This window comes from Ligilactobacillus sp. JN-6 (Y).1 (assembly GCF_058111525.1).
Map to the genome: position 1 here is coordinate 389,294 of NZ_CM176599.1, position 23,186 is coordinate 412,479.

At 39.5% G+C, this 23,186-nt stretch carries 18 protein-coding genes and 1 pseudogene; 5 read left to right on the plus strand and 14 right to left on the minus strand.

Annotated elements, in window-relative coordinates; all coding sequences use genetic code 11:
- Positions 1 to 104: 104 nt before the first annotated feature.
- From AC3XNE_RS01940 to AC3XNE_RS01950, 3 genes are all read right to left on the minus strand, one after another.
- Positions 105 to 848, minus strand: a complete 744-nt coding sequence (locus tag AC3XNE_RS01940; protein ID WP_489832579.1) for a TerC family protein — start codon at positions 846 to 848, stop codon at positions 105 to 107.
- Between the two features lie 69 nt (positions 849 to 917).
- A complete protein-coding gene (locus tag AC3XNE_RS01945) occupies positions 918 to 1,328 on the minus strand; it encodes a helix-turn-helix domain-containing protein (RefSeq protein ID WP_489832580.1) in 411 nt (136 codons plus the stop codon).
- Positions 1,329 to 1,360: 32 nt separating this feature from the next.
- Positions 1,361 to 2,137, minus strand: coding sequence for a tyrosine-protein phosphatase (locus tag AC3XNE_RS01950; RefSeq protein WP_489832581.1), 777 nt, complete (start codon positions 2,135 to 2,137; stop codon positions 1,361 to 1,363).
- Between the two features lie 125 nt (positions 2,138 to 2,262).
- Between AC3XNE_RS01950 and AC3XNE_RS01955 the strand changes: the two genes are divergently transcribed.
- Positions 2,263 to 3,243, plus strand: coding sequence for a nuclease-related domain-containing protein (locus AC3XNE_RS01955; RefSeq protein ID WP_489832582.1), 981 nt, complete (start codon positions 2,263 to 2,265; stop codon positions 3,241 to 3,243).
- Between the two features lie 3 nt (positions 3,244 to 3,246).
- Here the strand turns inward: AC3XNE_RS01955 and AC3XNE_RS01960 are convergent, their stop codons facing one another.
- The 5 genes from AC3XNE_RS01960 to AC3XNE_RS01980 all read right to left on the minus strand — a co-directional run bounded on the left by AC3XNE_RS01960 (position 3,247) and on the right by AC3XNE_RS01980 (position 7,944).
- A complete protein-coding gene (locus tag AC3XNE_RS01960) occupies positions 3,247 to 3,405 on the minus strand; it encodes a hypothetical protein (protein WP_489832583.1) in 159 nt (52 codons plus the stop codon).
- A 399-nt stretch (positions 3,406 to 3,804) separates the two neighbouring features.
- Positions 3,805 to 4,740 carry a 2-dehydropantoate 2-reductase gene (locus AC3XNE_RS01965; protein ID WP_489832584.1) on the minus strand — a complete coding sequence of 312 codons (936 nt, stop codon included), beginning with the start codon at positions 4,738 to 4,740 and terminating at the stop codon, positions 3,805 to 3,807.
- A gap of 442 nt (positions 4,741 to 5,182) precedes the next feature.
- Entirely contained in the window at positions 5,183 to 6,340 is a 1,158-nt protein-coding gene (locus AC3XNE_RS01970) for an MFS transporter (RefSeq protein ID WP_489832585.1), read from the minus strand.
- Between the two features lie 66 nt (positions 6,341 to 6,406).
- Positions 6,407 to 7,315 (minus strand): methyl-accepting chemotaxis protein, encoded by a 909-nt coding sequence (locus AC3XNE_RS01975; protein WP_489832586.1) that lies wholly within the window; start codon positions 7,313 to 7,315, stop codon positions 6,407 to 6,409.
- 161 nt (positions 7,316 to 7,476) lie between these two features.
- On the minus strand, positions 7,477 to 7,944 hold the full coding sequence (locus AC3XNE_RS01980) for a hypothetical protein (protein ID WP_489832587.1): 468 nt from the start codon (positions 7,942 to 7,944) through the stop codon (positions 7,477 to 7,479).
- Positions 7,945 to 8,160: 216 nt separating this feature from the next.
- Here AC3XNE_RS01980 and AC3XNE_RS01985 point away from each other — a divergent pair, with 216 nt between their 5' ends.
- The 3 genes from AC3XNE_RS01985 (at position 8,161) to asnB (ending at position 12,856) form a co-directional block, all read left to right on the plus strand.
- Positions 8,161 to 9,072, plus strand: a complete 912-nt coding sequence (locus AC3XNE_RS01985; protein ID WP_489832588.1) for a glycine betaine ABC transporter substrate-binding protein — start codon at positions 8,161 to 8,163, stop codon at positions 9,070 to 9,072.
- Between the two features lie 152 nt (positions 9,073 to 9,224).
- Positions 9,225 to 9,998, plus strand: a complete 774-nt coding sequence (locus AC3XNE_RS01990; RefSeq protein WP_489832589.1) for an SDR family NAD(P)-dependent oxidoreductase — start codon at positions 9,225 to 9,227, stop codon at positions 9,996 to 9,998.
- A gap of 899 nt (positions 9,999 to 10,897) precedes the next feature.
- Positions 10,898 to 12,856 (plus strand): asparagine synthase (glutamine-hydrolyzing), encoded by a 1,959-nt coding sequence (gene asnB / locus AC3XNE_RS01995; protein ID WP_489832590.1) that lies wholly within the window; start codon positions 10,898 to 10,900, stop codon positions 12,854 to 12,856.
- 179 nt (positions 12,857 to 13,035) lie between these two features.
- Here asnB and AC3XNE_RS02000 read toward each other — a convergent pair whose 3' ends face one another.
- The 3 genes from AC3XNE_RS02000 to AC3XNE_RS02010 form a co-directional block, all read right to left on the minus strand.
- A complete protein-coding gene (locus tag AC3XNE_RS02000) occupies positions 13,036 to 14,118 on the minus strand; it encodes a C40 family peptidase (RefSeq protein ID WP_489832591.1) in 1,083 nt (360 codons plus the stop codon).
- Between the two features lie 332 nt (positions 14,119 to 14,450).
- Positions 14,451 to 16,541, minus strand: a complete 2,091-nt coding sequence (locus tag AC3XNE_RS02005) for a family 20 glycosylhydrolase (RefSeq protein ID WP_489832592.1) — start codon at positions 16,539 to 16,541, stop codon at positions 14,451 to 14,453.
- Positions 16,542 to 16,869: 328 nt separating this feature from the next.
- A complete protein-coding gene (locus AC3XNE_RS02010; RefSeq protein ID WP_489832593.1) occupies positions 16,870 to 18,117 on the minus strand; it encodes a PTS sugar transporter subunit IIC in 1,248 nt (415 codons plus the stop codon).
- 499 nt (positions 18,118 to 18,616) lie between these two features.
- Here AC3XNE_RS02010 and AC3XNE_RS02015 point away from each other — a divergent pair, with 499 nt between their 5' ends.
- Positions 18,617 to 18,817, plus strand: coding sequence for a DUF4334 domain-containing protein (locus tag AC3XNE_RS02015; protein ID WP_489833355.1), 201 nt, complete (start codon positions 18,617 to 18,619; stop codon positions 18,815 to 18,817).
- 534 nt (positions 18,818 to 19,351) lie between these two features.
- On the opposite strand, the pseudogene AC3XNE_RS02020 reads toward AC3XNE_RS02015, so the two are convergent.
- The 3 genes and pseudogenes from AC3XNE_RS02020 to AC3XNE_RS02030 form a co-directional block, all read right to left on the minus strand.
- Positions 19,352 to 20,649, minus strand: a pseudogene (locus tag AC3XNE_RS02020) (PTS sugar transporter subunit IIC).
- Positions 20,650 to 20,654: 5 nt separating this feature from the next.
- Positions 20,655 to 22,070, minus strand: a complete 1,416-nt coding sequence (locus AC3XNE_RS02025) for a 6-phospho-beta-glucosidase (protein WP_489832594.1) — start codon at positions 22,068 to 22,070, stop codon at positions 20,655 to 20,657.
- Positions 22,071 to 22,913 (minus strand): MurR/RpiR family transcriptional regulator, encoded by an 843-nt coding sequence (locus tag AC3XNE_RS02030; RefSeq protein WP_489832595.1) that lies wholly within the window; start codon positions 22,911 to 22,913, stop codon positions 22,071 to 22,073.
- Positions 22,914 to 23,186: the final 273 nt, after the last annotated feature.

Below are 23,186 nucleotides of genomic sequence, written 5' to 3' on the forward strand. Positions count from 1 at the left end.
TTTCCCTGACATTTCAAGTTTACAACCATGAGATTTTTGACCGTTGATACTGTAATACGACTAATCTAAAAAAGCATCCTCGCCTATGGCCAAGATGCTTTTTCCTACTTTGCAGCGTTATTATTCCTGATCCGATTCACGATGATCGCACCTAAAATAGAAAGTAACACGATCGCACCAAAGATGACAGCCGGGATCTCAATGTCGATTGCTGGGATCGTCAAGAAAAGCTTCACAGCGATCAACGCGATCAACCCATAAGCAACAACTTCAAGTTCAGGAACGAGCTCCAACAAACGCATGATGATCTCTGCCACCCCACGCATTGCCAAGATCCCCACCAAACCGCCGATCAAAACGATCACGGGATTTGGAGAAATTGCTAAGGAAGCCAAGATCGAGTCGATCGAAAAGACAATGTCCATCGCTTCGATCGAGACCACGACCGACCAGAATAAAGATAGCACTGGTTTTCTTTTTTTCTTCTTCGAGGAGTGCTTATTTTGTGGATGAGCACGTCCCCAGAAATGCTTCACAGACAAGTACATCAAATAAGCAGCACCAACAACTTTGATCTCCCAAAAATTGATCAAATAACTTCCTAGTCCGATCAATAAGAACCTGAAAAGATAGGCTCCCCAGATCCCGTAAAACAAGGATTTCTCCTGTTGTTTTTTTGTCGGTAATTTTTGTGTTTGTGCAGCTAGCACGATGGCATTGTCTACCGACAACAAACATTCGATCAAGACCAAAGACAAGATTATCATCCAATCTTGTCCAGAAGTGATGACAGTTTGCCAGTTGTGTAAATCAAAAAAAGGACCGTATAAATTTTTAATCAGTGACAAGCAAGATTTCCTCTCTCTCGTTTATTTACAAAATATAATTTTACCATAAACTCTACTGTATAAATATATTTAATTATCCAAGGGTAAGGTCACCTGATTCGAATCTTCCTCTTCATCATCTTTTGGCGGATATTTGGCACGCAAATATCCCTTGATCATGCCATAAACTGCGTTACGGTCACCTTTACTCAATGTTTTGCCGTTAAAACGCAAACGAGAAGTTGACGCGAAAATATCCTCGATTTCAAAATCATCATAGTCCCGTCCGATCAAAAAATCTAACGACACGTTAAAATAGTCGGCCAACTTAACGACCTCAACATAAGAAGGAGTATTGACTCCCCGCTCCCAACTACCGATCTGCGGGCCTGTATTATGGCGGTCTTCTGCTTTACTCATCATTTTGTTTAACTCTTTAGCCAAGCCAGGCAAAGACAACCCTCTGCCCTGCCTCAAAGCCCTTAGTCTAACTGGAAACATTTGCTCACCCACCTTAATTCACTGTTCAGTCTTTAAAAAAATAAGAATTTCTTTCTTTTAGCGATCGGTGCGTAATCATGTGCAGCCACATAATCACCATTGATCAGATCCTCAGCATTCTGTTCAAACTCACGTGCTTTTGCTTCGCCAAAATCATGTGCGATTTGATCTAAAGCCTCTCCCAAAACGAACCCTCTGCCCTTTAACGCATGGGCGTCAGAAGAAACGACTTGTACCAAATTATTCTCAACTAGTTGATGCGAGACCTTAGCAACATGTTCTCCAAAATCACCGACATAACTCGTAGCGGTCACTTGGGCCAACGCACCATTTTGAATAAAGCCATACAAAAGGTTTAGGTCATTTTGGATCCCTTTATTGCGCTCCGGATGGACGATCACCGGTGTTGTACCGTGCTTTTTTAAATCAAAGATCAAGCGGTCAGCATAGTGAGGGACTTCTCCGTGGGGAAACTCCAACAACATGTATTTTTTGGTTTCATCGATCCCTAACAAATCATCATAATGATCGAGCAAGTCACCATTAATATGTACTTCTTGGCTTGGAAATACTGTTAACGGGATCTTACGTCTATCTAATTCTGTCTGAAACATATCTGCGGCCAAGATCACATCAGCAGCATGATTTACATAATCGTTATCTAAATGATGCGGCGTAGCTAAAATATGTGTGACCCCATCACGCACAGCTTCATTTGCCAGCTGTATAGAACTTTGCAAGTCGGGCGAGCCATCATCTATACCTGGCAAAATATGGCAATGTAAGTCTACCATTTTTTCAAATTTCACTTTTAAATCTCCCCTTCTACACCTATTGGTTATGCGTGTTATACAGCTTCTCACCTTTAGTATACACTATTTGTTCGTGAATTTTCGCTTAATTTGCGTATATATTATTGGAAGGAGATGTTCCTATGAGAACAAAAACTATCGAATTGCAATATTTAGAAACTTTAGCAAAAAGAACTACTTTAACTAGTACCGAAATAAACAGATCGAACGCTCTAACGCTCGGGTTTGAAGGAGAATTGTTATTAGACCAAGCGCTCATCAAGACTGGCTTGCAATCCAATACGATCTTGAGTGACATTACTCTTAATTACAAAAATAACGTAACACAGATCGACCAAATATTTAGCATCGGAAAAACCTTGTACATTAATGACGCCAAAAACTACCAAGGCAGCTATTCTTTCCAAGAAAAGACTTGGATACGCAACGGAAAAACCATCCCGCATAACATTTTTGGCCAAATCGACCGTGCCCGAGATATTTTAACTTGCATCCTAGAGGACAACAAACTCATTCATCCCATCGACACGACGATTGTGTTTACTAGCCCGTTTGTCAACCTGGACATTAAAGATCCCGTTGACCACACTGTCAAAAAAGTCGGTGCGTTTAGTGACCACGTCTCATGGTTAGTCCATCAAAACACGGATCCAAATGATATCCGCTGGCAAAACATTATTCGTCAGTATCAAATCCCGTCTTATCAGCCGGATACTGACTTTTCCGCGCAAACTAATAGAAAATCGCAGCAAGGTATTCGTTGTTTAAGATGTGATAGCTTTAATTGGCTACCAGAACGATACTGCTTAATTTGCAAAAACTGCGGTGCCAAAGAAGTTAAGGAAGAGGCATATGTCCGCACGATCTGTGATTATGGTGTCTTATTTTTCAAACATGATCTACGACTCCACGACCTATACAATTTTTTTGGAGACGATTATAGCAAGCGTTATATTCGAGAAATGTTAAGTAAACACTTTACTTCCAAATTCTCGACTGAAAATCTCCGCACATACGTTAACAAAGGCCAAAATTTCAGATACTGGTTCACTGACCAAGCCACATTTTTCGAAAAACTGCAAGAAAGAAAAAATTGGCACTAATTTTTAGCTGGTCGGATATTTAATTTGGATCTTGGCTGCTGATTTGTATTCTGACTGCTGATCCAAGCCGCTGATCGATCTGATGTACGGCTTACTTAACTCTTTTGAGCCATTGATCGGTACGATATTCGGTCCGCTTGACCCGTTTGAGCCACTAATCATCCCGATGTATGGCTCTCTTGCTCCCTTTGAGCCATTAATTATTCTGATGTACGGCTCATTTTATCCGTTTGAGCCACTAGTCATCTCGATGTATGGCTCTCTTGCTCCCTTTGAGCCACTAATCGTCACGTTGTACGGCTCTCTTCGCCCATTTGAGCCATTGATCGTTCCGTTGTACGGCCCACTCGGACTTTTTGAGCCACTCATCATCCCGATGTACGGCTCTCTTGCTCCCTTTGAGACATTGATCGTCCTGATGTACGACTCATGTACTCAATTTAAGCCGCTCATCGCCTGAATCAACGGCTCACAATCGCGAATCTGAACACGATTTGTCCAACGTCACAACCTAAAAAGGCCGTCTCGCAACAAAACTCGAGATGGCCTTTTAGTATATCTTTATTTGGCACCCAGCAATTCCTCCTTTGCATGGACCATTGCTGTGATTAAATCACAATAGGGTGTTGGGACGTTGTATTTGTATCCTTTACGCGAAATGGCACCATTGATGTAATCAATTTCTGTCTTGCGCTTATTTTGAATCAAATCTTGATACATTGAAGGGTAATGGTCTGCAACGGAAGGATCGTAGCACGATTCAACATGTTCGATGATCTCGTCAACATCCAAGTCGATTTTTTCGACCTTGGCGACCGCGGCAAACTCGTTCACGATCGTCACCACGATTTGATGAGCTTGACTGGTTGCGCCAAACTGACCCATATTGCATTCCAGTAAAGTTGTCAGACAATTCATCGTGCCGTTAACACAAGCTTTCCGATAAATTGAATATAAAATATTATCAGAATAGCTAGCGTTCAAGCCGGCTTCTGACAAAAAGTCGGCGAGTTGCTTGGCGTCTTCTGTTTTACCAGTGCCAACATTTTCTAACTCAACTGAACCTGAGCCAAATAACTTAGCTTTACCAGGTCCTTCCAGTCTAGCCGTCCACATCGTGTTACCTAAGAAAATATTATCCTTATTGACATACTTTTCTAAGGTCTCGACGTGTCCTAAGCCATTCAATAGGCACAACACCTTTGTATATTCACCAAACGTTCCTTGAATATCATGTAACATTTGTGCTAGCTGCATTGATTTGGTAAATACGATCACCAAATCAAATTTTTCATCGGAGCCGACTTCCGACTGTAACATGACCGGCAATTTAACAGTAACATCTTCACCGTTATAGTTGGCTTGCAAACCATGTTCTTGTATAGCATTCAAATGATCTTTCCAATCATCGATCAATGTGACATCGTTACCGCCTCGAGCCAACATCAGACCAAAGCGGCTTCCCATTGCTCCTGCACCCGCAATAGCAACCTTCACTTTTAAAGCCTCCCATCACTTATTTTTGCACCGTCTATTATAGTTTTAAAAAAGCCAGTCCGCAAATTGACTGACCTTTTTATCATTATAACTAATTTATATCTTTGATCATTCCATCGGCATCTTTAAGTCAAAACCTTTTGGGTCGATCAAACCAGTCTCCCAGAATTTTTCATTCGTATGACTAAAGCCGAGATCTCGGCATCTCTGTTGGCCTTGTTCCTTGGCTTCCTTTCTCTTCTTTCGATATACTTTTTTAAACTGATCACCTGAGAATATATTTGATCGCCCAAAAAGTCAAAAAGCTGAAGTTGCTGCTTTGCTGATCGCAAAATCGTTTCGTCCCCATCGACTTCAAATCTCCGCCAAATTGCCAGCTTAACGACTTTTAAATCGACCCTGAATTGATAAACTTTACCCGTCGCCGGTTAACTTATCCTTTCTAACCATTCGTTTTTTGCAAACGCAAAACTAGTAGCATCATCACCATTTGTAAAATAAAAATTGCGATAAAAGCACCTTGGTAACCTGTGGCGGTAATCAAATATCCTCCTAATACTGGTCCAAGTGCGATCCCTAGTGTATTCGCCAAACTCCCGAGCGACTGCACAAAACCGCGATGCTGCCTATCCGAATATTGGCTCAACAGCAGAGGGATCGTTGGTGTCACTAAGATCTCACCCGTCGTCAAAACAACTATCCCAACAATAAAACGCCAATACTGGCTCGCGTCGATGACGATCAAAAATGAGCTACCATACAAAAACAAACCAAACATTAAACGAAATCGTTCGATCCACGGCTTGTGTGGAAATAATTTATTTAACAGTGGTTGAAAAATAATGACCTGTCCCGTTGCGATCGTGAACAGCAGACTATATTTCTGGACTGCGATCCCCTGAGAGGTCATCAATACCGAAATATTACTTTCCCACTGCTCATAACTGATGCAAGTTAAAAACATAAAGGAACATAAAATCGCTATACTTGCACGTTTCATTTTAGGCGATAGTACTTGCTTTGCAGGATCTTCATTTCCTACATCCAAATGTGACTGTCCTTTTTGCAAAGAAAAGTAACGCACAAAAATAAAAAGCCCAACTATAAACAAAGCTGCCGTAGCCAAAAAGACTAGGTGGACGCTGATCGAATACAAATAGCCAGCTAACAATGTCGCAACTCCCATCCCAATGTTAGCAGTCCAATAGTTATTATTAAAGATATCATGATCTTCTTCTTGGATAACCGCCATATAACCACTAAAAGCAGCTCGCCACAGGCCTTGTCCAGCTCCGTAAAAAGTAAGGAACACGATCAGTACTGGCCATTTAGGAAAGAGCGCCAACAAAATCAGAAACAAAATTGCCGCGCTGCCCCCGATATAAACCAAAAACTCTGGTTGCCAGACGTCAAATAACCGTCCACCGATCAAATACCCAACTGCGATCATACCCGAGTACAGCAGAAGGACATAGCCGGCAACCACCAAACTTTTATGTAGATCATTGTGAATGTATAGTGTCATAATAGGTGTGATCAAACCGCTCCCCATGGATAAGAGCGTGTTGATCATCAAAAAAATCTTGTTTTTGATCTGCAACTAAAGGCCCCCCAATTTAGATACTCTATTCTAACACTCCGAAGGGTTTAATTTAAAAAAGCCGGATCATTGACCCAACTCTTCATGTTTAACTTTAAATAATTGACCTAACAATACTACGTTATTCCTTAATTTTTCAGAACTCAGCTCTAACTTGCCAAATGAATTTTGATTTTGCTGAAAGCCTTCCAAGGCCGAATCGATCTGCTCACCGGTTTGGTTAGAAGTCTGATCGATACCTTCGACCTCACGCAAAACATTTTGCAAAGTCTCATTGATATTAGTCGAAGACTGGTCCACATCTTTAGATAATTTTCGCATTTCTTTAGCAACGACTGAAAAACCATTACTGTTTTCACTGGCACGGACCGCCTGCAAAGCTGTGTTGACTGACAAAATGTTGGTATGATATGCGATCTCATGTACTGTTTTAGTGATCTGACTGATTTGATCAGTGTCGCTTTTCAAGGCAGCAGTATTTGCCAAATTACCGGCGGAACTTGCTTTCATCGAAGCCATTACTTTTTTAGTCTCATTCATCTGCTTCATTTGCGAATCATACATTTGCTTAATCGAGTCCGAAACTTGTGTAATATCCGCTAACGCTTCGATAATGGCCGAGGTACTTTCTGTTTTGTCAAAACAAACCTTGCAGATCCCTGTCAAAGTATGCTTGGCATCGCGCAAAGGAAAATAATTTGCTTCCAAATATATCTTTTTGCCGCCCCTACCTTTTCTCAAAACTTGAGCTTGAAAAGTTTGCCCAGCTAATAAACGCTCCCAGAAATCGCTATAGCTTGAACTATTAACAAAGTTGGTAAAACAGAGATCCTTATGTTGCATGGTCAATAATTCTTCTTTTGAATAGCCCATTGTCTGCGAAAATAGGTCCGACGCATAAGTAATATTTTTCCTTGTATCAAATGTCACAACGGCAAGATTTTCGGTTATGGAACGTAAAAACTCTGAATTCATTTCCACATTGTTCTCTTCTTTCTATTTACTTTACTAAAATACACGACAGTTATTTTTCCCATAAATATTATCGGCCATTTATTTGAAATTTAAAGCTGGCAAACACAAAAAAGCCTGGCAAAGCAAACGTTAGCCGCTTCGTCAGGCAAAATACCAAATTTTTACTTTTCGATCTGTGCTTCAGATGGTAACTTCCGTTGTAGGAAACTTATCAAATCGTTCAGTGACATTTCAAAAACTAACGCATGTTGACGCTGAGTTTTCTTTTCAATAAAAGTTGCGACGACAACATTTCTTTCCTGAGCAACATCTAAAGGCTGTAAGTTGACCTTTATTATCTTTTGAAAATCCAATAGCCTTGTTAGCAAGTTAGGCAACAAGACCCCTTGTTTTGTGAGACCGTTACGCCCAGCGATAAATGTCAGAATAACTAAAGCGGACATCATCATTAAAAAGAGCACGGAATGACCAAATGTCTGCATCAAGGGCGACAAAAATCCCAACAAGATCAAACCACCCAAAACAGGAGAAAAGTTATATTTAGCTTTTTGTTCTAGCTGGGATTGAAAATATACACGTCGAACTAACGAGAACACCAGCAAGACAGCCAAAACTATTATTAGCAGCAAGTTATTTACCCTCCTTTTTTGGTTTTTCATAATTTTTCTTTCGTGTATATTATACCGCACTTAAGCATAAATTCCATATCAACCAACTTACACTTGTCTCACCGTAAACTCATAGTTAAATAACCGACCGCTAATATAATAATTCTTTAGCAAGCGTGAATTTTACGTTAAAATGAAAGCGCATCAATTATTGATCCTTAGTTTGGAGGAGTTATTTTGACACACAAAAAAAGAAAAATATCGTCGCTTTTGTTGATAGCGCTTACGGCGATTTTGCTGGTAGCGTGTGGCAGTCAAAAACCGAAATCATATAATGCCAGTAAAGAACTTGGTCCACAATTAAACTACACTGTCACGGGAATCGATGCTTCTTCTGGTGAGATGGGTAAAGCCAAGAAAATGCTAACTGCTTATGGGCTCAAACAGAAAAACTGGCAGCTAATGCCGAGTTCGACAGCGGCGATGGTCAGTACCCTAGGCAAGTCCATTAAGAATAAGGAACCTATTGTGGTAACGGCCTTTCAACCACACTGGATGTTCGCTAAATATGACATGAAGTGGTTAAAAGATCCCAAAAACGTTTTTGGCAAAGTCCAGCATTTCAGTACAGTGGCAAGAAAAGACCTGCAACAAGATAACCCAGGTGCGTACAAATTATTACAAAATTTCCACTGGACGATCAAAGATTCTTACTCGACCATGTTAAAGATCAATGGCGGCATGAATTCCGACAAGGCAGCTAAACAATATATCAAAGCACATCCTAAAAAAGTCAAAGAGATATTGCAAGGTGTCCCACAAGGCCACAGAGAATCGATCAAGCTCGTCTATACACCCTATGATTATGAACGTGCTGTCACTTACGTAGTTAAAAATTTGCTCGTGCAAAAGGGTTACAAGGCAACAACTCAACAACTAGACGTTTCGATCATGTGGCAAGCATTAGCTTCTGGCAAGGTCGATGCTACAATGGTCGCACAACTTCCCGTCAGTCATGCTGCATACGCTAAGAAGTACCGTGGTCAAGTCGACGAGGTCCGCGTCAACCTGCCAAACGCCCGGATCGGACTAGCTGTACCGACTTATATGAAAGACATTAATTCAATTGAAGATTTGAAGAAACAATAATTTTGCTTGTCTTTACTGCTTCCTACAGTTCATAATAGATATAGTTGTTAATGCAGAACACTTCTTACTATACTAATTAATATTTTTCGGCGTTTTTTGAAAGCGCTTATATTAGTTAGTGCTGTGAGACAAAATACGAGGAGGAAACGCTCATGGAAACATATCCATTATTAAAGAACAAAGTTGCTCTTGTTACTGGTGCTGCAATGGGGATGGGTGAGGCCACGGCCAAACTCTTCGCTGAAGCACAGGCCAAAGTTGCGGTTGTCGACTTCAACGATGAAAAAGGCCAAAAGGTGACCAAAGAAATTCAAGAAAGCGGTGGAGAGGCCTACTTTGTTCATGCTGACATCTCTAACTCGGATGATGTCAGGAACATGATCCAAGAGATCATCGAAAAGTATCATCAACTTGATGTAGCAGTCAATAACGCTGCACTCACACCGGATAATGCATTAGCTTCCGCATTTGACGAAGATTACTGGGATAAATTGATGAGCATCGACTTAAAAGGGACCGCCCTTTGCATGAAATATGAACTGCAACAACTCATCAAGCAAGATAAAGGCGGTTCTATAATCAATATCTCTTCAGTATCTGGTTTCAGACCCCAGCCTTACAACTTGGCATACGTTTCCGCTAAACATGGAGTCCGGGGAATGACAAAGGTAGCTGCTTTAGAAAATGGCCAATACAACATCCGCGTAAATAGCGTTGCTCCGGGTGCCGTCGATACCCCGATGTTAAGGGGCGCACTGAAAGAACAAAACGTGACTTTGCAAGAGGAAGCCGACGCACTAAGTGAACTGAAACGCTTGGCCGATCCAATCGAAATTGCACAAGCCAGCTTGTTCCTGGCTAGTGACATGGCTTCATATATTACTGGAACTACCATTAACGTTGATGCAGGCTATACAAACATGTAAAACTCGAGAATAAAACTATGAGACGCAGTTTAATTCCTGTGTCTCATTTTTGTTCCAGCAATTTTAACTGGTTTGAGCCACTGATTGCCTTGATGTACGGCCCACTTCGTCTGTTTGAGCCACTCATCGGCCTGAGATACGGCTCATTTCCTTACTTTGAGCCACTAGTTACCCTGATGTACGGCTCATCTTGTCCGTTTGAGCCACTCATCACCCTAAGATATGGCTCACTTCACCATTTTGAGCCACTTATAACCCTGATCTACGGCCCACTTTGTCTGTTTCAGCCACTCATCACCCTAAGGTACGGCTCACTTCACCATTTTGAGCCACTCATCACTCTGAGGTACGGCCCACTTTGTCTGTTTCAGCCACTCATCACCCTAAGGTACGGCTCACTTCACCATTTTGAGCCACTCATCACTCTGAGGTACGGCCCACTTTGTCTGTTTCAGCCACTCATCGGCCTGAGATACGGCTCACTTCATCACTTTGAGCCACTCATCACTCTGAGGTACGGCTCACTTCGTCTGTTTGAGCCACTCACCGTCCTGAGATGCGGCTCATTTCATCTGTTTGAGCCATTCATTGCCTCACTCAATCAATGGCTCAAAACAAATACTGTGTAAGTGCCACCAGACTCAATTTTGACAAACTGACATATTGCCCAGTCCACAAAAAAATTTTTCGATGTCAACTATCGTTATAAAAATTCCAGACAAACATTTGCCTTATATTGACCCATTTTTACTATGCATAGTATACTGAACAATAGTCCGGCAAATCTTGCCATATACTTGTAAAATTTGTAATTAACTTGTAATTTTACGGAAATTTGGCGTACAATGGGATTATTATAAACAAAAGCTAACGTTTATATAGCTCTAGGGGGGATTTTTTTGTGTGGAATTATTGCTTTTAGTGATCCGCAAGTGGAACACAAAGAAAAAACAATTAACTCTATGATGAAGTTGATCCAGCATCGTGGGCCAAATATCGATGGCTGTGGTCACTTTACTGATGACAAAGTCGCAATGGGATTCGTACGGCTCAGTGTGATCGATCTAAAAAGCGGAGCCCAACCTTTATATAATGAGGACAATTCAATTTTGGTCACTTTCAATGGTGAAATTTACAACTATCAGTCCTTGAGAGAGGAATTGATCCAGGCTGGCCACGATTTTAAAACAGCTACAGACACCGAGGTCCTTTTGCATGGTTATGAAGAATGGGGAATGGACGGGACCTTAAAACGGATTCGCGGGATGTTTGCCTATTTCATTTATGATACTAATAAACAAACTATGTATGGTGCACGTGATTTCTTTGGTATCAAACCCTTGTACTATTACTTACAAGGTGAGACATTTATTGTCGGTTCAGAGATCAAGGCTTTCATGCGTCATCCAAATTTCAAAAAAGAACTAAATAAAAAAGCTGTTAAGCCTTACTTAATGAATCAGTACAATGACTTAACGGAAACCTTATTCAAAAATGTCTACCGTTTCCCGGCCGGTCACTGGTTCGAATACTCTAATGGTCAGTTAACAACTCATGAATATTGGGATGCCCAATACAATACCGATGATAAACGCAGCGAAAAAGAAGTCATTGATGAAATTGACAAAACTGTCACTGACTCTGTTAAGGCTCACAACATCGCTGACGTTAAAGTCGGCAGCTTCTTATCTGAAGGTGTAGATTCGTCTTACGTTACTTCAGTTTTGAAACCGCAAGAAGTTTTCAGCGTAAACTTTGCAAATGGACCGTTTGACGAAGCTAGTGTGGCTAAAGAGTTAGCTGATGAAAATGAGTTGAACTTTAACGTTGAAACAGTCAATGCCAAGGAAGCCTTCTATGACTTTCCGGAAATGCAATACCACCTAGATGAACCGGATGCTAATCCATCGGTCATTCCTCTTTGGTACCTTTGCCGATTAGCCCGTCGTAAAGTCACTGTCGCTCTTTCAGGTGAAGGTGCCGATGAGCTATTCGCCGGCTATGTCAATTATGGACTGCATTCAAATAACAGCACCATTAAGTCACTGGCATCTCGCCTTCACAATTTGCCTGAAAAGAAACGACAGCATGTGGCTCATTTGCTCAAAAAAATGCCTAGCTTCCCTGGCAAGACTCAACTGTACACCTGGGCAGCCGAACCTGCAGATTACTACACAGGTGAGTCGGTGATCTATGATCCTAGTCAGCCTTCGATCTTCACTTCAGATCAGGCAAACCGCGTCCTTCAAGGGAATTATCAAAATGGATTAACTATCAACAGCATTTACCATGACGATTTCGAAAAAGTTGCCGACGCTGATAAAATCAAACAGATGCAATACATTGACTTACACCACTTTATGTTCAGTGACATCTTGCAAAAAGCGGATAAGATCTCAATGGCTCATTCACTAGAACTGCGTGTGCCATTTCTCGACCGCAAAGTTGCGGAAGTTGCCAACAATATTCCAAGCGACATGTTGCTGAATAAGGAAGGTTCTAAGCAAGCTTTCCGCAAAGCCGCCCTAAGACACTTGCCGGAAGATTTCGCTCAACGCCCAAAACTCGGTTTTCCAGTGCCGATCAAAGACTGGTTAGAGGAAGAAGAGTATTGTGATCAAGTGCGTGATTTGTTTGAGCAAAGCTGGGTCAACGAGATTTTTAACCAACGACAGATCCTGCGTCTATTGCAAGACAACTACGAAGGTAAGATCAATGGCCGACGTCAAATCTGGACTATCTATACTTTCTTGGTCTGGTACAAGCTGTTTTTTATTGACTTTGAAGATACTGTTGAAAAATATGGTCATGTCCAGCCTGAAGTTCAAGCACTGATGGACAGCGGGAAATTAGTGTAATTATAGTGGCTCAACGCTTACTACCAAAAAATTAAACTTTTTCTAGAGTGATCAATTTCACTCTATTTTTTTGGACAAATTATCATTCTACTGTTTTAATCACAAAAAAGGCCACCCTTTCACAAAAGAAATGAAATGAGCGACCTATAATTATAAATTTAACTAACGAAAAATTCTACTTATTTTAAACGTACTGCATAGCTTGGGCCCCAGTACTTAAGGCTGGAAGTAGCAACACCGTCATGTGGGTTTTCAGCAGAAATGAAGTTACCATTACCAGTAGAAATACCAACATGATTTCCACCATTAGTAATGATCAAGTCGCCTGGTCTTGCTTGACTTGAGGAAATACGTGTACCTGCGTTAGCTTGTGCTTGACTTGTACGTGGCAAAGACTTGCCATATTTAGCATAAACATAGCGTGTGAATCCTGAGCAGTCAAAACCTGATGGATCATTTCCACCATAGACATAGCGGGAACCACTGAATGAATTAGCATAACCTACTACAGAACTATAATTAGCAGAACCTGCATTATTGTTATTGCCTTGTGAATTACTTGGCTGGCTGTTTGTATAACCTTGGCTGCCGGAATTTGAGTTCCTGTTAGTTGTACGAGCAGTGGTAGTGTTACCCTGTGCAGCATAGCTATTGTTAGTAGACTGTTGTGGTTGTGCCTGCGACTGTACTTGTGCAGATTGCTGTGGCTGAGCCTGTTGTTGGCTCTGTTGAACCTGCGCGTTATTAGCAGCAGGTGCCTGTTGTGATTGTGACTGTGCCTGGCTTTGGGCAGCTGCTGGTTGTTGTACTTGAGTAGTAGCACCCTGAGCTGCTGAGCCATTGATCACTAATTTTTGACCGATCTGCAAAGCAGAACCAGTTAATGAGTTTGCTTGACGAAGAGCTGCAACCGAAACACCATGGCTTTGAGCGATCGTGTAAAGCGAATCACCAGATTTTACAGTATATGTAGCGTTTGACTTAGGTGTACTTGGTACACTCTGCTTAACGGGAGTTTTTACAGAAGCACCCTTACTAGGAAGCTGAACGTTTTGTCCAACTGTGATCAAATGAGAATCTGTACTAATATGATTCAGTTGTTCAATCGATTTAATTGAAACACCAAATTTCTGGGACAAGCCCCAAACTGTATCGTTTGAAGTAACTTTATGTGTGGTATTTGCACTAACACTAGTTGAAGCAACGAATAAACTAGCTGCACCAACAGCGCCAAGTAGAACTTTTTTTGCTGAATTATTCAAATGTTTTCGCTCCTTGTGTTGTTTACTTTTTCACATCACCTATTGTAACGCAATTACTTAAAAAGTCTAGAATTTTTTTGTTACATTTTTTTATCTTTTGTGTCTTTTTTTGTAAGAAAAGAAATATAAGTCTTATATGTAAGAAAAGTCCTGCCAAAGACCGGTTACTACCAGCTTCCAACAGGACTGTTTCAATTTGTGTGTGTTTTGTTCAATTGTCACATTCCAAGCTAATTTTTGCTCTAAAATACTACTAGTATTTTTTGCATTTTGAATCTAACGAGAAATTTCACTCTTAATATATAATGCACAAGTTTTTCATAGACAAAATCCTAATTGCTAAGATTCTCAAAATCATGAATCATCTTATAAATTTTAGTATTGTTATCGGCTTTCTGTGTATGACGAAGTACTTTACCAACATAAATCCTCAATTTTATTATTTTGCGCTTAACAATTGGGCTTCTTGTTTTCATTCCACGTAACTTGCCTTTTATTGTATTAGCGATGTAATTAACATCCGTATTTGTATACTCAACGCTCTTAGCTGATTCAGGCTCCATGTAATGAATCAAACGTTCCATCTCTTCATATCTAGGTTTATCTTTCCTATCGACCCATTCCTGCGAACCCCACATGTTATTAGCAAATAAAGGTAGTCTGGAATACAAAGTCTTGCTCAAAACATATTCTGGTGCATAACCATTCGCATCATCCCAAATTGGGAAAAATTGTCCTTTACTCTTTTGCATTTGAGTTGCCGACAGATTTTCATGCGGATCAAATCCTTTAGAATATGAATTACTTTGCCATTTTTCATATAAAAACTTAGGAAGTGGACGATCTATCTTATCATTATCAGGCCATAAATCATGGTAAAGGTCAGAAGCAGAACCGGCTACTTCGTATCCATTATCTACAGCGTTGCTAGCTGTGATCGAATCATAAATCGTACCTGCCCACACATCAACCACTAACCTTGGATCTAACTTAACTGTAGAATTAAGATCAAGTATATTGTCGTTCCACACAAAGACTTGTTTTCCTTGATTTAAATATGGTTTAGCTATTTCATTGATAAACAATTTAAACGCATCATATTTAGTCGCATGAGGGTTCTTAGTCTGCCTTTGCGCCCATTTTGCAAGCTTATTGTCGGGGTCCGCAAAACCCGACGTTTGGAAATATTCGTCTCCGCCAATATGAACTGTTTTCGAATCAAAAAGTTTAAAAGCTTCCTGATATACATTTGCCATGTATTTGCGAACCTCAGGATTAGAAATATCTAAGGCATTTGATTTTGAAGATAACAACCAACTCTTATCAAAATAAACGCCGTCTTGTTCAGAGTGGCCTGGGAAGTCTATTTCCGGTATAACTTCAATATTGTATTTTCGAGCATAATTAACTAAGCTACGAATATCATTTTTGGACCATGCTCTTCCGTCTGTATCAGAGAACTGTGGTGCAACATCTGATTGGTATCGTATTCCTTCATTATCTTTAAGTCTTAATTGCAGTTTATTAAGTTTCAATTCAGCCATTTGATCAACTGCTTCTTTGAGCCAGTCGATCGAATAGTAACGACGGCCTGAATCGACTTGCAGTCCTCGATATTCTTGATCGGAATAGTCCTTAATTTTACCAGTGGGTAGAGCATTTCTTTGCCGAAAAGCTTGTAATGCTGTCATTATACCGTTTTGAATACCTTCATTCGTCTTAGAACGAATTATTAATGTTTGCGGTGTAATATCGAACTGATACGCATTTTGCTTTTCAATAGCATTCAAATCTTTTCTAAAATCGACCTCTGAGTTAGAAATGACGATCCCTTTTCTGGCGAGTCTTAAGTTAGTAGAGACTATATAATTCCTAATTATCCCCGCTTTTTTGAGCTTCTCTCCTAAAAGCTTTCCTTGAGAATACATATTACGAGGTACAAAAATTCTTTGTAAATTTTTATCGAGATGAAACTTAGAATTTCCTCGTCCCTCAAATTGCTTGACCGCAGGGATTATCGTGGGAAACGCGGTCACTTTATCAGGATCATACTCAATTGTTTTTTGCTTATCAGCAACCTGCTGTCCTATTTTATTAACTTTAACATTATCCAGATAAAACAAACCTGACCCTTTTTCATTTCCCGTCCATTCAGTTAAAGCAAAAGCGTCTATTTCCTTCGTTCTAGGACCAGTAGTAATTTCAAAAGAAGCTGCCTGCCATTGGCTTGTTTTCTTATCAAAGGTTTTATAGTTTGAATTGATTTGCCCTGGCTTCCAATCTTTTTTTCCTTCAGTATCAAGAACACCCAAGCGAAATTTAACTCCCGTTTGATTAAAATAATTCATTGAAATTTTATACTTAGTATTTGGTTGCACATTACGGATCACCAAATTTGCCGACCCTTTTCCTTCGTTATACAACCATCTTGGATAATCCTTGCTATCTTTCCCTGGAGAGTTTTTACCGATCTGTAAAGCATAGTTTCCATTATAGACCTTGCCCTGCCTTTTATTTATTCTTTGTCCTTTAAAAGTCTGTATATCATTCTTTTCAATATTTCGTTCAAAATTGCCGTTACGTAAGATCGGCTCTGTTTGTTAGTTATTATTTGCAGCCAAAATCTGGTTTGGGACTAACCACATAAAGAAGACAAAAGAAACTATGGCTAATACAATAGAGAAACTTAGCGAAAAGTCCTTTGCTTTATACATACAGCTCACTCCATATTCGTTATTGCGTCTTCAGCGTTTATTGTTCATTTTTCTTTAATTGTTGATCGACTCCAATTTTGACAAAGGGCATATAAATAATCGTTGATAAAATCAAATTAACTGCAGCCAAAATACCACCAGCAAAACTTTGTGTAGCTAAAAAACCGCCAATGATCGGTGGTGTGACCCATGGAGGCATGACCGTAGCCGGCGGCACAATGCCTAACTTAGTAGCAAAATAGGCGACGGTAACCAAAACAATTGGGGTAATGATAAATGGGATAAACATAATAGGATTCAGGACGATCGGTAAACCAAACAGCATCGGCTCATTGATATTAAAGATCCCAGGTGCAAGACTCAAGTTATTCACAACTTTATAAGCCTTATTTCTACGCCCTACCAAAATAATTGCGATGATCAAGCCTAACGTTGCACCAGTTCCACCCAAGTTAACAAAACTATCGATAAACGGCTTGTTAACAATATATGGTGCATCCCTTCCAGCAGAAATCGCGTTAACATTAGCTTCGATTGCTGGAGCATTGATCGTCTGCATAAATGGATCGATCATATTGGCTCCGTGCAATCCAAAAAACCATAAAAACGGTGTAATAAAGGCTATCAGTAGCGCGGATCCATAAGTACTTGCCATCCCCATAAACGGCTGTTGAACTGCCTTATAAAATGAACCAATTATATCTTTCACACCAAATCCAGCAAAAATAGCCGTTATCAAGCCAAAAATACATATTACTATCATTGCAGGCAACAATGCGGCAAACGACTTAGCAACTGCCGGCGGCACACCTTCAGGCATTTTGATCACCAGCTTAGGATTACCTACTAAACGAATAAACAACTCAGTAGAAATAATAGCTACGATTATTGCGACAAAAAGACCATCGGTCGACATGCCTGTGGCTCCACCAACCGTAAAAAAAGCTGCCGTTGAGACAACACCAGACGCAACAGGTTCTTTACCATAACTCTTAGTTAAATTATATGCGACTAAAAAAGCCACCATTACGGATAAAACGGCAAAAGTCCCATTCCACACAGAAGTCCCGAATCCTTTCCAAGACCCACCTGAAAAAATTGAATTCATAAAGTGTTGGAAAGCTGGTATCGGCAAATTATTGATCATAGTTGCCAAACCACCAAGTATCATTAAGGGCATCGTGACCATGAAAGCATCACGAATAGCTAACAAATGCCTTTGTGTCCCTATTTTAGAGGCAACAGGCACAAACTTTTTCTCCATGAAATTAACAAAAGTATTCATTTTCAACCTCCTCATAAAATTACTTATTGATTTATATTACTTTGAAATCAATTAATAATCCTATATAAATATTGTAGAAATATTAAAATAAATTTGAAACGTTTCAACAGGTATATTATACAACATAATGGAAGCCTTTTCAATATAACCGGAGATAAAAGAAAATAAATGGCTATCCACTTATCACGTACCATGACCTGCAACCAATAGATCATGTTTATTAAAATCCAGCACTTCTAAATCTAAAGACATAATAAAATGCAGAAGCTGGGAAAACTATCCTCTGCATCGTTGCTTTCATTTTAATTTACATATTTCTAAATGGCGTGTTTTTTAATTAACTCTACATCTTGCGTATCAAAATGTCGACAAAAGTCAAGCACAGTAAAAATGAGTAAAATCTTTGTTAGGGCAATCAACAAACCAGGATAAATTAAGCCAACACTTGCATGAAGAGTGACTATCCTAGTAAAATCACTGGACAAAAATTAAACCATTAATTTCCACTGATCAGAGTTGTGCTCGTTTACGTGAAGTAGAGTACCGTGGTATCACCACAGGAGCAATGATTTATGACACTAAGGGAATTATCGACGTCTTTAGAAAAATTGACGCCGATACTTTAATGGGGGCCGTGGATATCAAGGATATTAACACGGATAAAACTTACTACTTTATATTGTATCGCGATAAAGCTTAGTTAAGTTAGCGAAACTAAAACTAAATTTGGAGGTGCTTATATGAACTGCAAAAGAGCTTCTTATTCTATACTAGGCATCCTTTTATTTGGGTTCTTATCAATTCGATATAAAAAGGTCTCAAATTTTGAAAAAGCTTTAAACAACGAAGTATAGTAAATAAAATGCGCAAAGTAAGCGCGGCGCTGGTCCGGACAAGGTAAAGAAGACGGCTATGTCGGAATTGATGAATTCCTACAGCATAAGGGAATAGGTACAAAATTGTAGAAAAGTGAGTCTACACTTTCAACAATTATACTTTGTACTCATTCGTAGTTAATTTATGCTTTTATCTCGGTCGTATGGACAAAAAAGTCCGGCCGCAGCCACAAGTAACCCACAAGGTTGGGCACCAAATCCAACCTTGGGGGTTTTTCTACATTCAAATTTAATTTTAGTTTTCGTACAAAAACAGTTATCGCGTATTTTGCAGAAATTTCAAAAATAGAGTGACTATACCAAAAAGCGAGCTATAATTCTCAACTTTTTTCACTAAGTTATTCCTTCTTTGCCTTTTGTTGCTCGGCATACATATGCATATCGAGTTTTTTGATAAATGGGAAATATACAATTACTGACAAAACAATAATAATAAATTGCCACAATGCAGTTTGCCATCCACCAACCAAAAAGCCGGAGATGATAGGCGGCGTTGTCCATGGAACCATTACGCCTGAAAATAAAGGCAAGACCCCGATCTGCATTAACCAGTAACTGCTAGCCCCAACAAACATTGGGAAAAGAACGAATGGAACTATCAAGTAGAGATTAAGGACGATCGGTGTGCCAAAGATCACCGGTTCATTGATATTAAAGACATTTGGAAAAATGGCTAATTTTCCTAACTCTTTCAGACCACTTGACTTAGAAAAGATGCCATATAAATAACCATGCCAACAACGATCCCTGCCCCGCTCATACATAGATAATTGTCCAAAAATTGCTGAGTGAAAATATGACCACCATTAGCGACTGTTAATTTCTTGCCAGCATCTAAAAGAGATTGATTTGAAGACATGTTAGATTGTAATATCGGCTGCAATATTGCACCACAGATAGCGCCACCATGGACGCCACACCACCATAAGAGTGACATGATCATTGACATCAGAAGTACTCCACCGAATGAGTCAGTTACTCCTTGCAAAGGCGTCTGGATTGCAGAATAAATAATTTCTGAAAAGCTGGTATTTGCTGAAAATTTGAAAATCGCATAAACGATCCCCGCTACTATCAAAACTGCACCGGTTGGTATTAAAGAAACAAAGGAATTAGAGACTGCAGGCGGAACTCCCGCTGGCATCTTTATCCGCCAATTCTTCTTAATACAAAATGTATAGATCCACCCCGCTGCCAGACCGACTAAAATAGCAGTGATCATCCCTTGACCAGCCGTCCAATCCTTGGAAATAACATTGGTGATGATCTCACCTTTTTCGGTCTTAACCTGAAATGGCATTAATAAGATAAATGCACCTAGCGCTGCTAAACTCCCGGCAAATGCGGTATCTATCTTTTCATTTTTCAAATAGGTGTAGGTGATCCCCGTTACCGCAAAAAAGGACATGAGCGCAAATGATCCAGAATAAATTTGGTTAAAAACATCCCCTAGACCGCTCTTAGTTATTGCATTTGCAACAGCTGGAATTGGAATATTAGACAGTAACAAAAATAAAGAACCAACGATCAAAAAAGGTATGACAAACATCATTCCGTCTTTTAAAGCTTGGATCGCTTTAGTGTTAGTAAACTTCACCACTTGAGGAACAATTTTTTCATTTAATATATTTTTCATTACTTTCACCTTACTTTATCTGTTAAGCAAGCACCATTAGTTGAAATTACATTTTTATACCAATCAAATGAAGCCTTTTTATGCCGGCCAGCTCTGCCCTGTTTGACCTCATCTTGGTCAACATAAATAAAACCATAACGTTTCTCAATTTCTCCAGTAGAAGCACTAATAATATCGATGGCAGCCCAAGGTGTGTAACCCAAAACATCCACCCCATCTAAATCTACAGCTTTTAACATTTCTACAACATGTTTTTCCAAATATTCGATTCGATAATTATCATTAACTTTTCCATTTTGGAGCTTATCGTAAGCTCCAAAACCATTTTCGACAATGAACATCGGTAATCCGTATCGCTCATGTACAACATTTAAAATATATCGTAACCCGATTGGATCTATCGCCCAGCCCCAATCACTTTTCGGTACATTAGGATTCGGAACTTCTTCAAAATCATTCTCCTTGTCAAATTTAGCAGTAGTGGATTTATAATAACTGAAGCCAATATAATCAACTGTTCCATCTTTAATAACTGCCAAATCTTCATCCGTAATATCTAATTGAAAGTCCTTGCGTTGCCACAATTTCTTAGTGTATTCAGGATATTTGCCTCTAACTTGAACATCACTAAAGAAAAAACGGCGGTCCATAGCTTTAACACTTGCCATCGCGTCCTTCGGATCACAAGAATAAGGGTAGATCGGCCCAAAATGCAGCATACAACCAACCTGCATTTCTTGATCGATCTTCTTAGCCTCTTGAACAGCTAATGCACTGGCAACGAATTGGTAATGGCTTATTTGATACATCGTTTCTTCTGCATTTTCGCCATTTTTATATAAAACCCCTGCTCCAGTCCAGGCGTTGAAAGGATTATCAATATCGATCAAATTGTTGATCTCATTAAATGTCATCCAGTATTTGACTTTACCTGTATAGCGTTTGAAACAAACTGTTGCATAACGCATAAAAAATGTGATCATTTTACGGTTACGCCATCCTCCGTATTCATGCGCTAAATGATATGGCATTTCGAAATGAGACAGAGTAACAACTGGTTGGATCCCATATTTAAGGCATTCATCAAAAACTGCATCATAAAATTCTAATCCTTTTTCATTAGGTTCTTTTTCGTCGCCTCTTGGAAAGATCCTCGACCAGGCGATACTTAAACGAAAACACTTAAATCCCATCTCAGCAAATAACTTAATATCTTCTTGATAATGATGGTAAAAATCTATCCCTAAATGATTAGGATATTCTCGTCCCTCTATTACACCTTCAGTAATATCGCGGGGGTGATCAACACTTCCTTTTGTCATGACATCTGTCACACTAGCACCTTTACCGTCAACGTTCCAAGCTCCTTCATATTGGTTGGCAGCAACCGCGCCACCCCATAAGAAATCTTTTTTCAACATTCACTTACCATCCTTTTCACTATCTACTTTATTAGATACCCTTCGCACCATATGATAATTTGATTTCAGCTTTAAGGACACGAAGACATCAAACAGGTATTGTAAAGACGAAATATATACTATATTACTCAAGTCCAAAGTACCTTCCGTGGTCATGATCACTACACTTTCATCACAGATCTGACATATTGGACGTTGTGCATTATCGCAAATAACCACAGTTCGATAATTTTTGTTTTTCAGTTTGTCTGCGATATCATACATGTGTTCGTTATTACCAGTATGGGTCAAAATAAATGCCAAAATCGGGTGTCTCTTGTCCTTTCCCATTTCAGTATGCATTGGATTCACAGAATTATAAGCATTAGACTCACAACCAACTTCCTCGAACTCCAAACAAAAAGACCGTGCTAGTTCATAATTAAGTCCTTCACCATAAATCTCGATCCTAGGGGCTTTTTCTATCAATCCCACAATGTTCAAGACCTTTTCTTTATTCAGCAATCCACTCGTATACTCGATCGCTCTTTTATGCACCAATTCAACGCGCTTAAAAACGTCACCTACTTGAACATTCGCATCAATTGATTGCACATTCAAATCATCACTTAACCCAATAATGCTCGGGAATTCTGAAGCAAATCTATATTTGAAATCAGAGTACCCCTTTAATCCTGTCTTTTTGCATAACCTAACTATCGTAGCAGCACTAGAAAAACTCTCACGTGCTAATTCCTTGATATTCATACCTAAAATATCACGTGGATGTTTAACAATATAATCTAAAACAACTTTTTCTTGCACTGTTAATCCTTCTCTAGCCTTCATTTCATCTAAAATCATTATTGCTTTTCCTTTCCAGTCGACTTGGAAAAATAAACCAATTACTGCGTATTATATTGGGGCATTTGCAGTAACTCAACTCTTCGCCCATAATATGGTAAGCGTTTTCAGAATTATAAAATATATCTCTTTCTTTTGAAAATTATTTTCAGAGTTCTTTTTCCATCGACATAAACATAAGTTTCTGCAGAATCTATTTTAACCGCCAAGTCTTTTTCCAAAAAAGTCTTCCTTTCGTTAACATTACAATAATTATTACCTTCAGTGTCAGCT

Excerpts from the sequence above, each read along its gene's own strand:
- AC3XNE_RS01975 (WP_489832586.1), bottom strand. The coding sequence starts at position 7,315 with ATGAATTCAGAGTTTTTACGTTCCATAACCGAAAATCTTGCCGTTGTG.
- AC3XNE_RS01990 (WP_489832589.1), top strand. The coding sequence starts at position 9,225 with ATGGAAACATATCCATTATTAAAGAACAAAGTTGCTCTTGTTACTGGT.
- AC3XNE_RS02010 (WP_489832593.1), bottom strand. The coding sequence starts at position 18,117 with ATGAATACTTTTGTTAATTTCATGGAGAAAAAGTTTGTGCCTGTTGCC.
- AC3XNE_RS01960 (WP_489832583.1), bottom strand. The coding sequence starts at position 3,405 with ATGATTAGTGGCTCAAACGGGTCAAGCGGACCGAATATCGTACCGATC.
- AC3XNE_RS02025 (WP_489832594.1), bottom strand. The coding sequence starts at position 22,070 with ATGTTGAAAAAAGATTTCTTATGGGGTGGCGCGGTTGCTGCCAACCAA.
- AC3XNE_RS01945 (WP_489832580.1), bottom strand. The coding sequence starts at position 1,328 with ATGTTTCCAGTTAGACTAAGGGCTTTGAGGCAGGGCAGAGGGTTGTCT.
- AC3XNE_RS02030 (WP_489832595.1), bottom strand. The coding sequence starts at position 22,913 with ATGATTTTAGATGAAATGAAGGCTAGAGAAGGATTAACAGTGCAAGAA.
- AC3XNE_RS01955 (WP_489832582.1), top strand. The coding sequence starts at position 2,263 with ATGAGAACAAAAACTATCGAATTGCAATATTTAGAAACTTTAGCAAAA.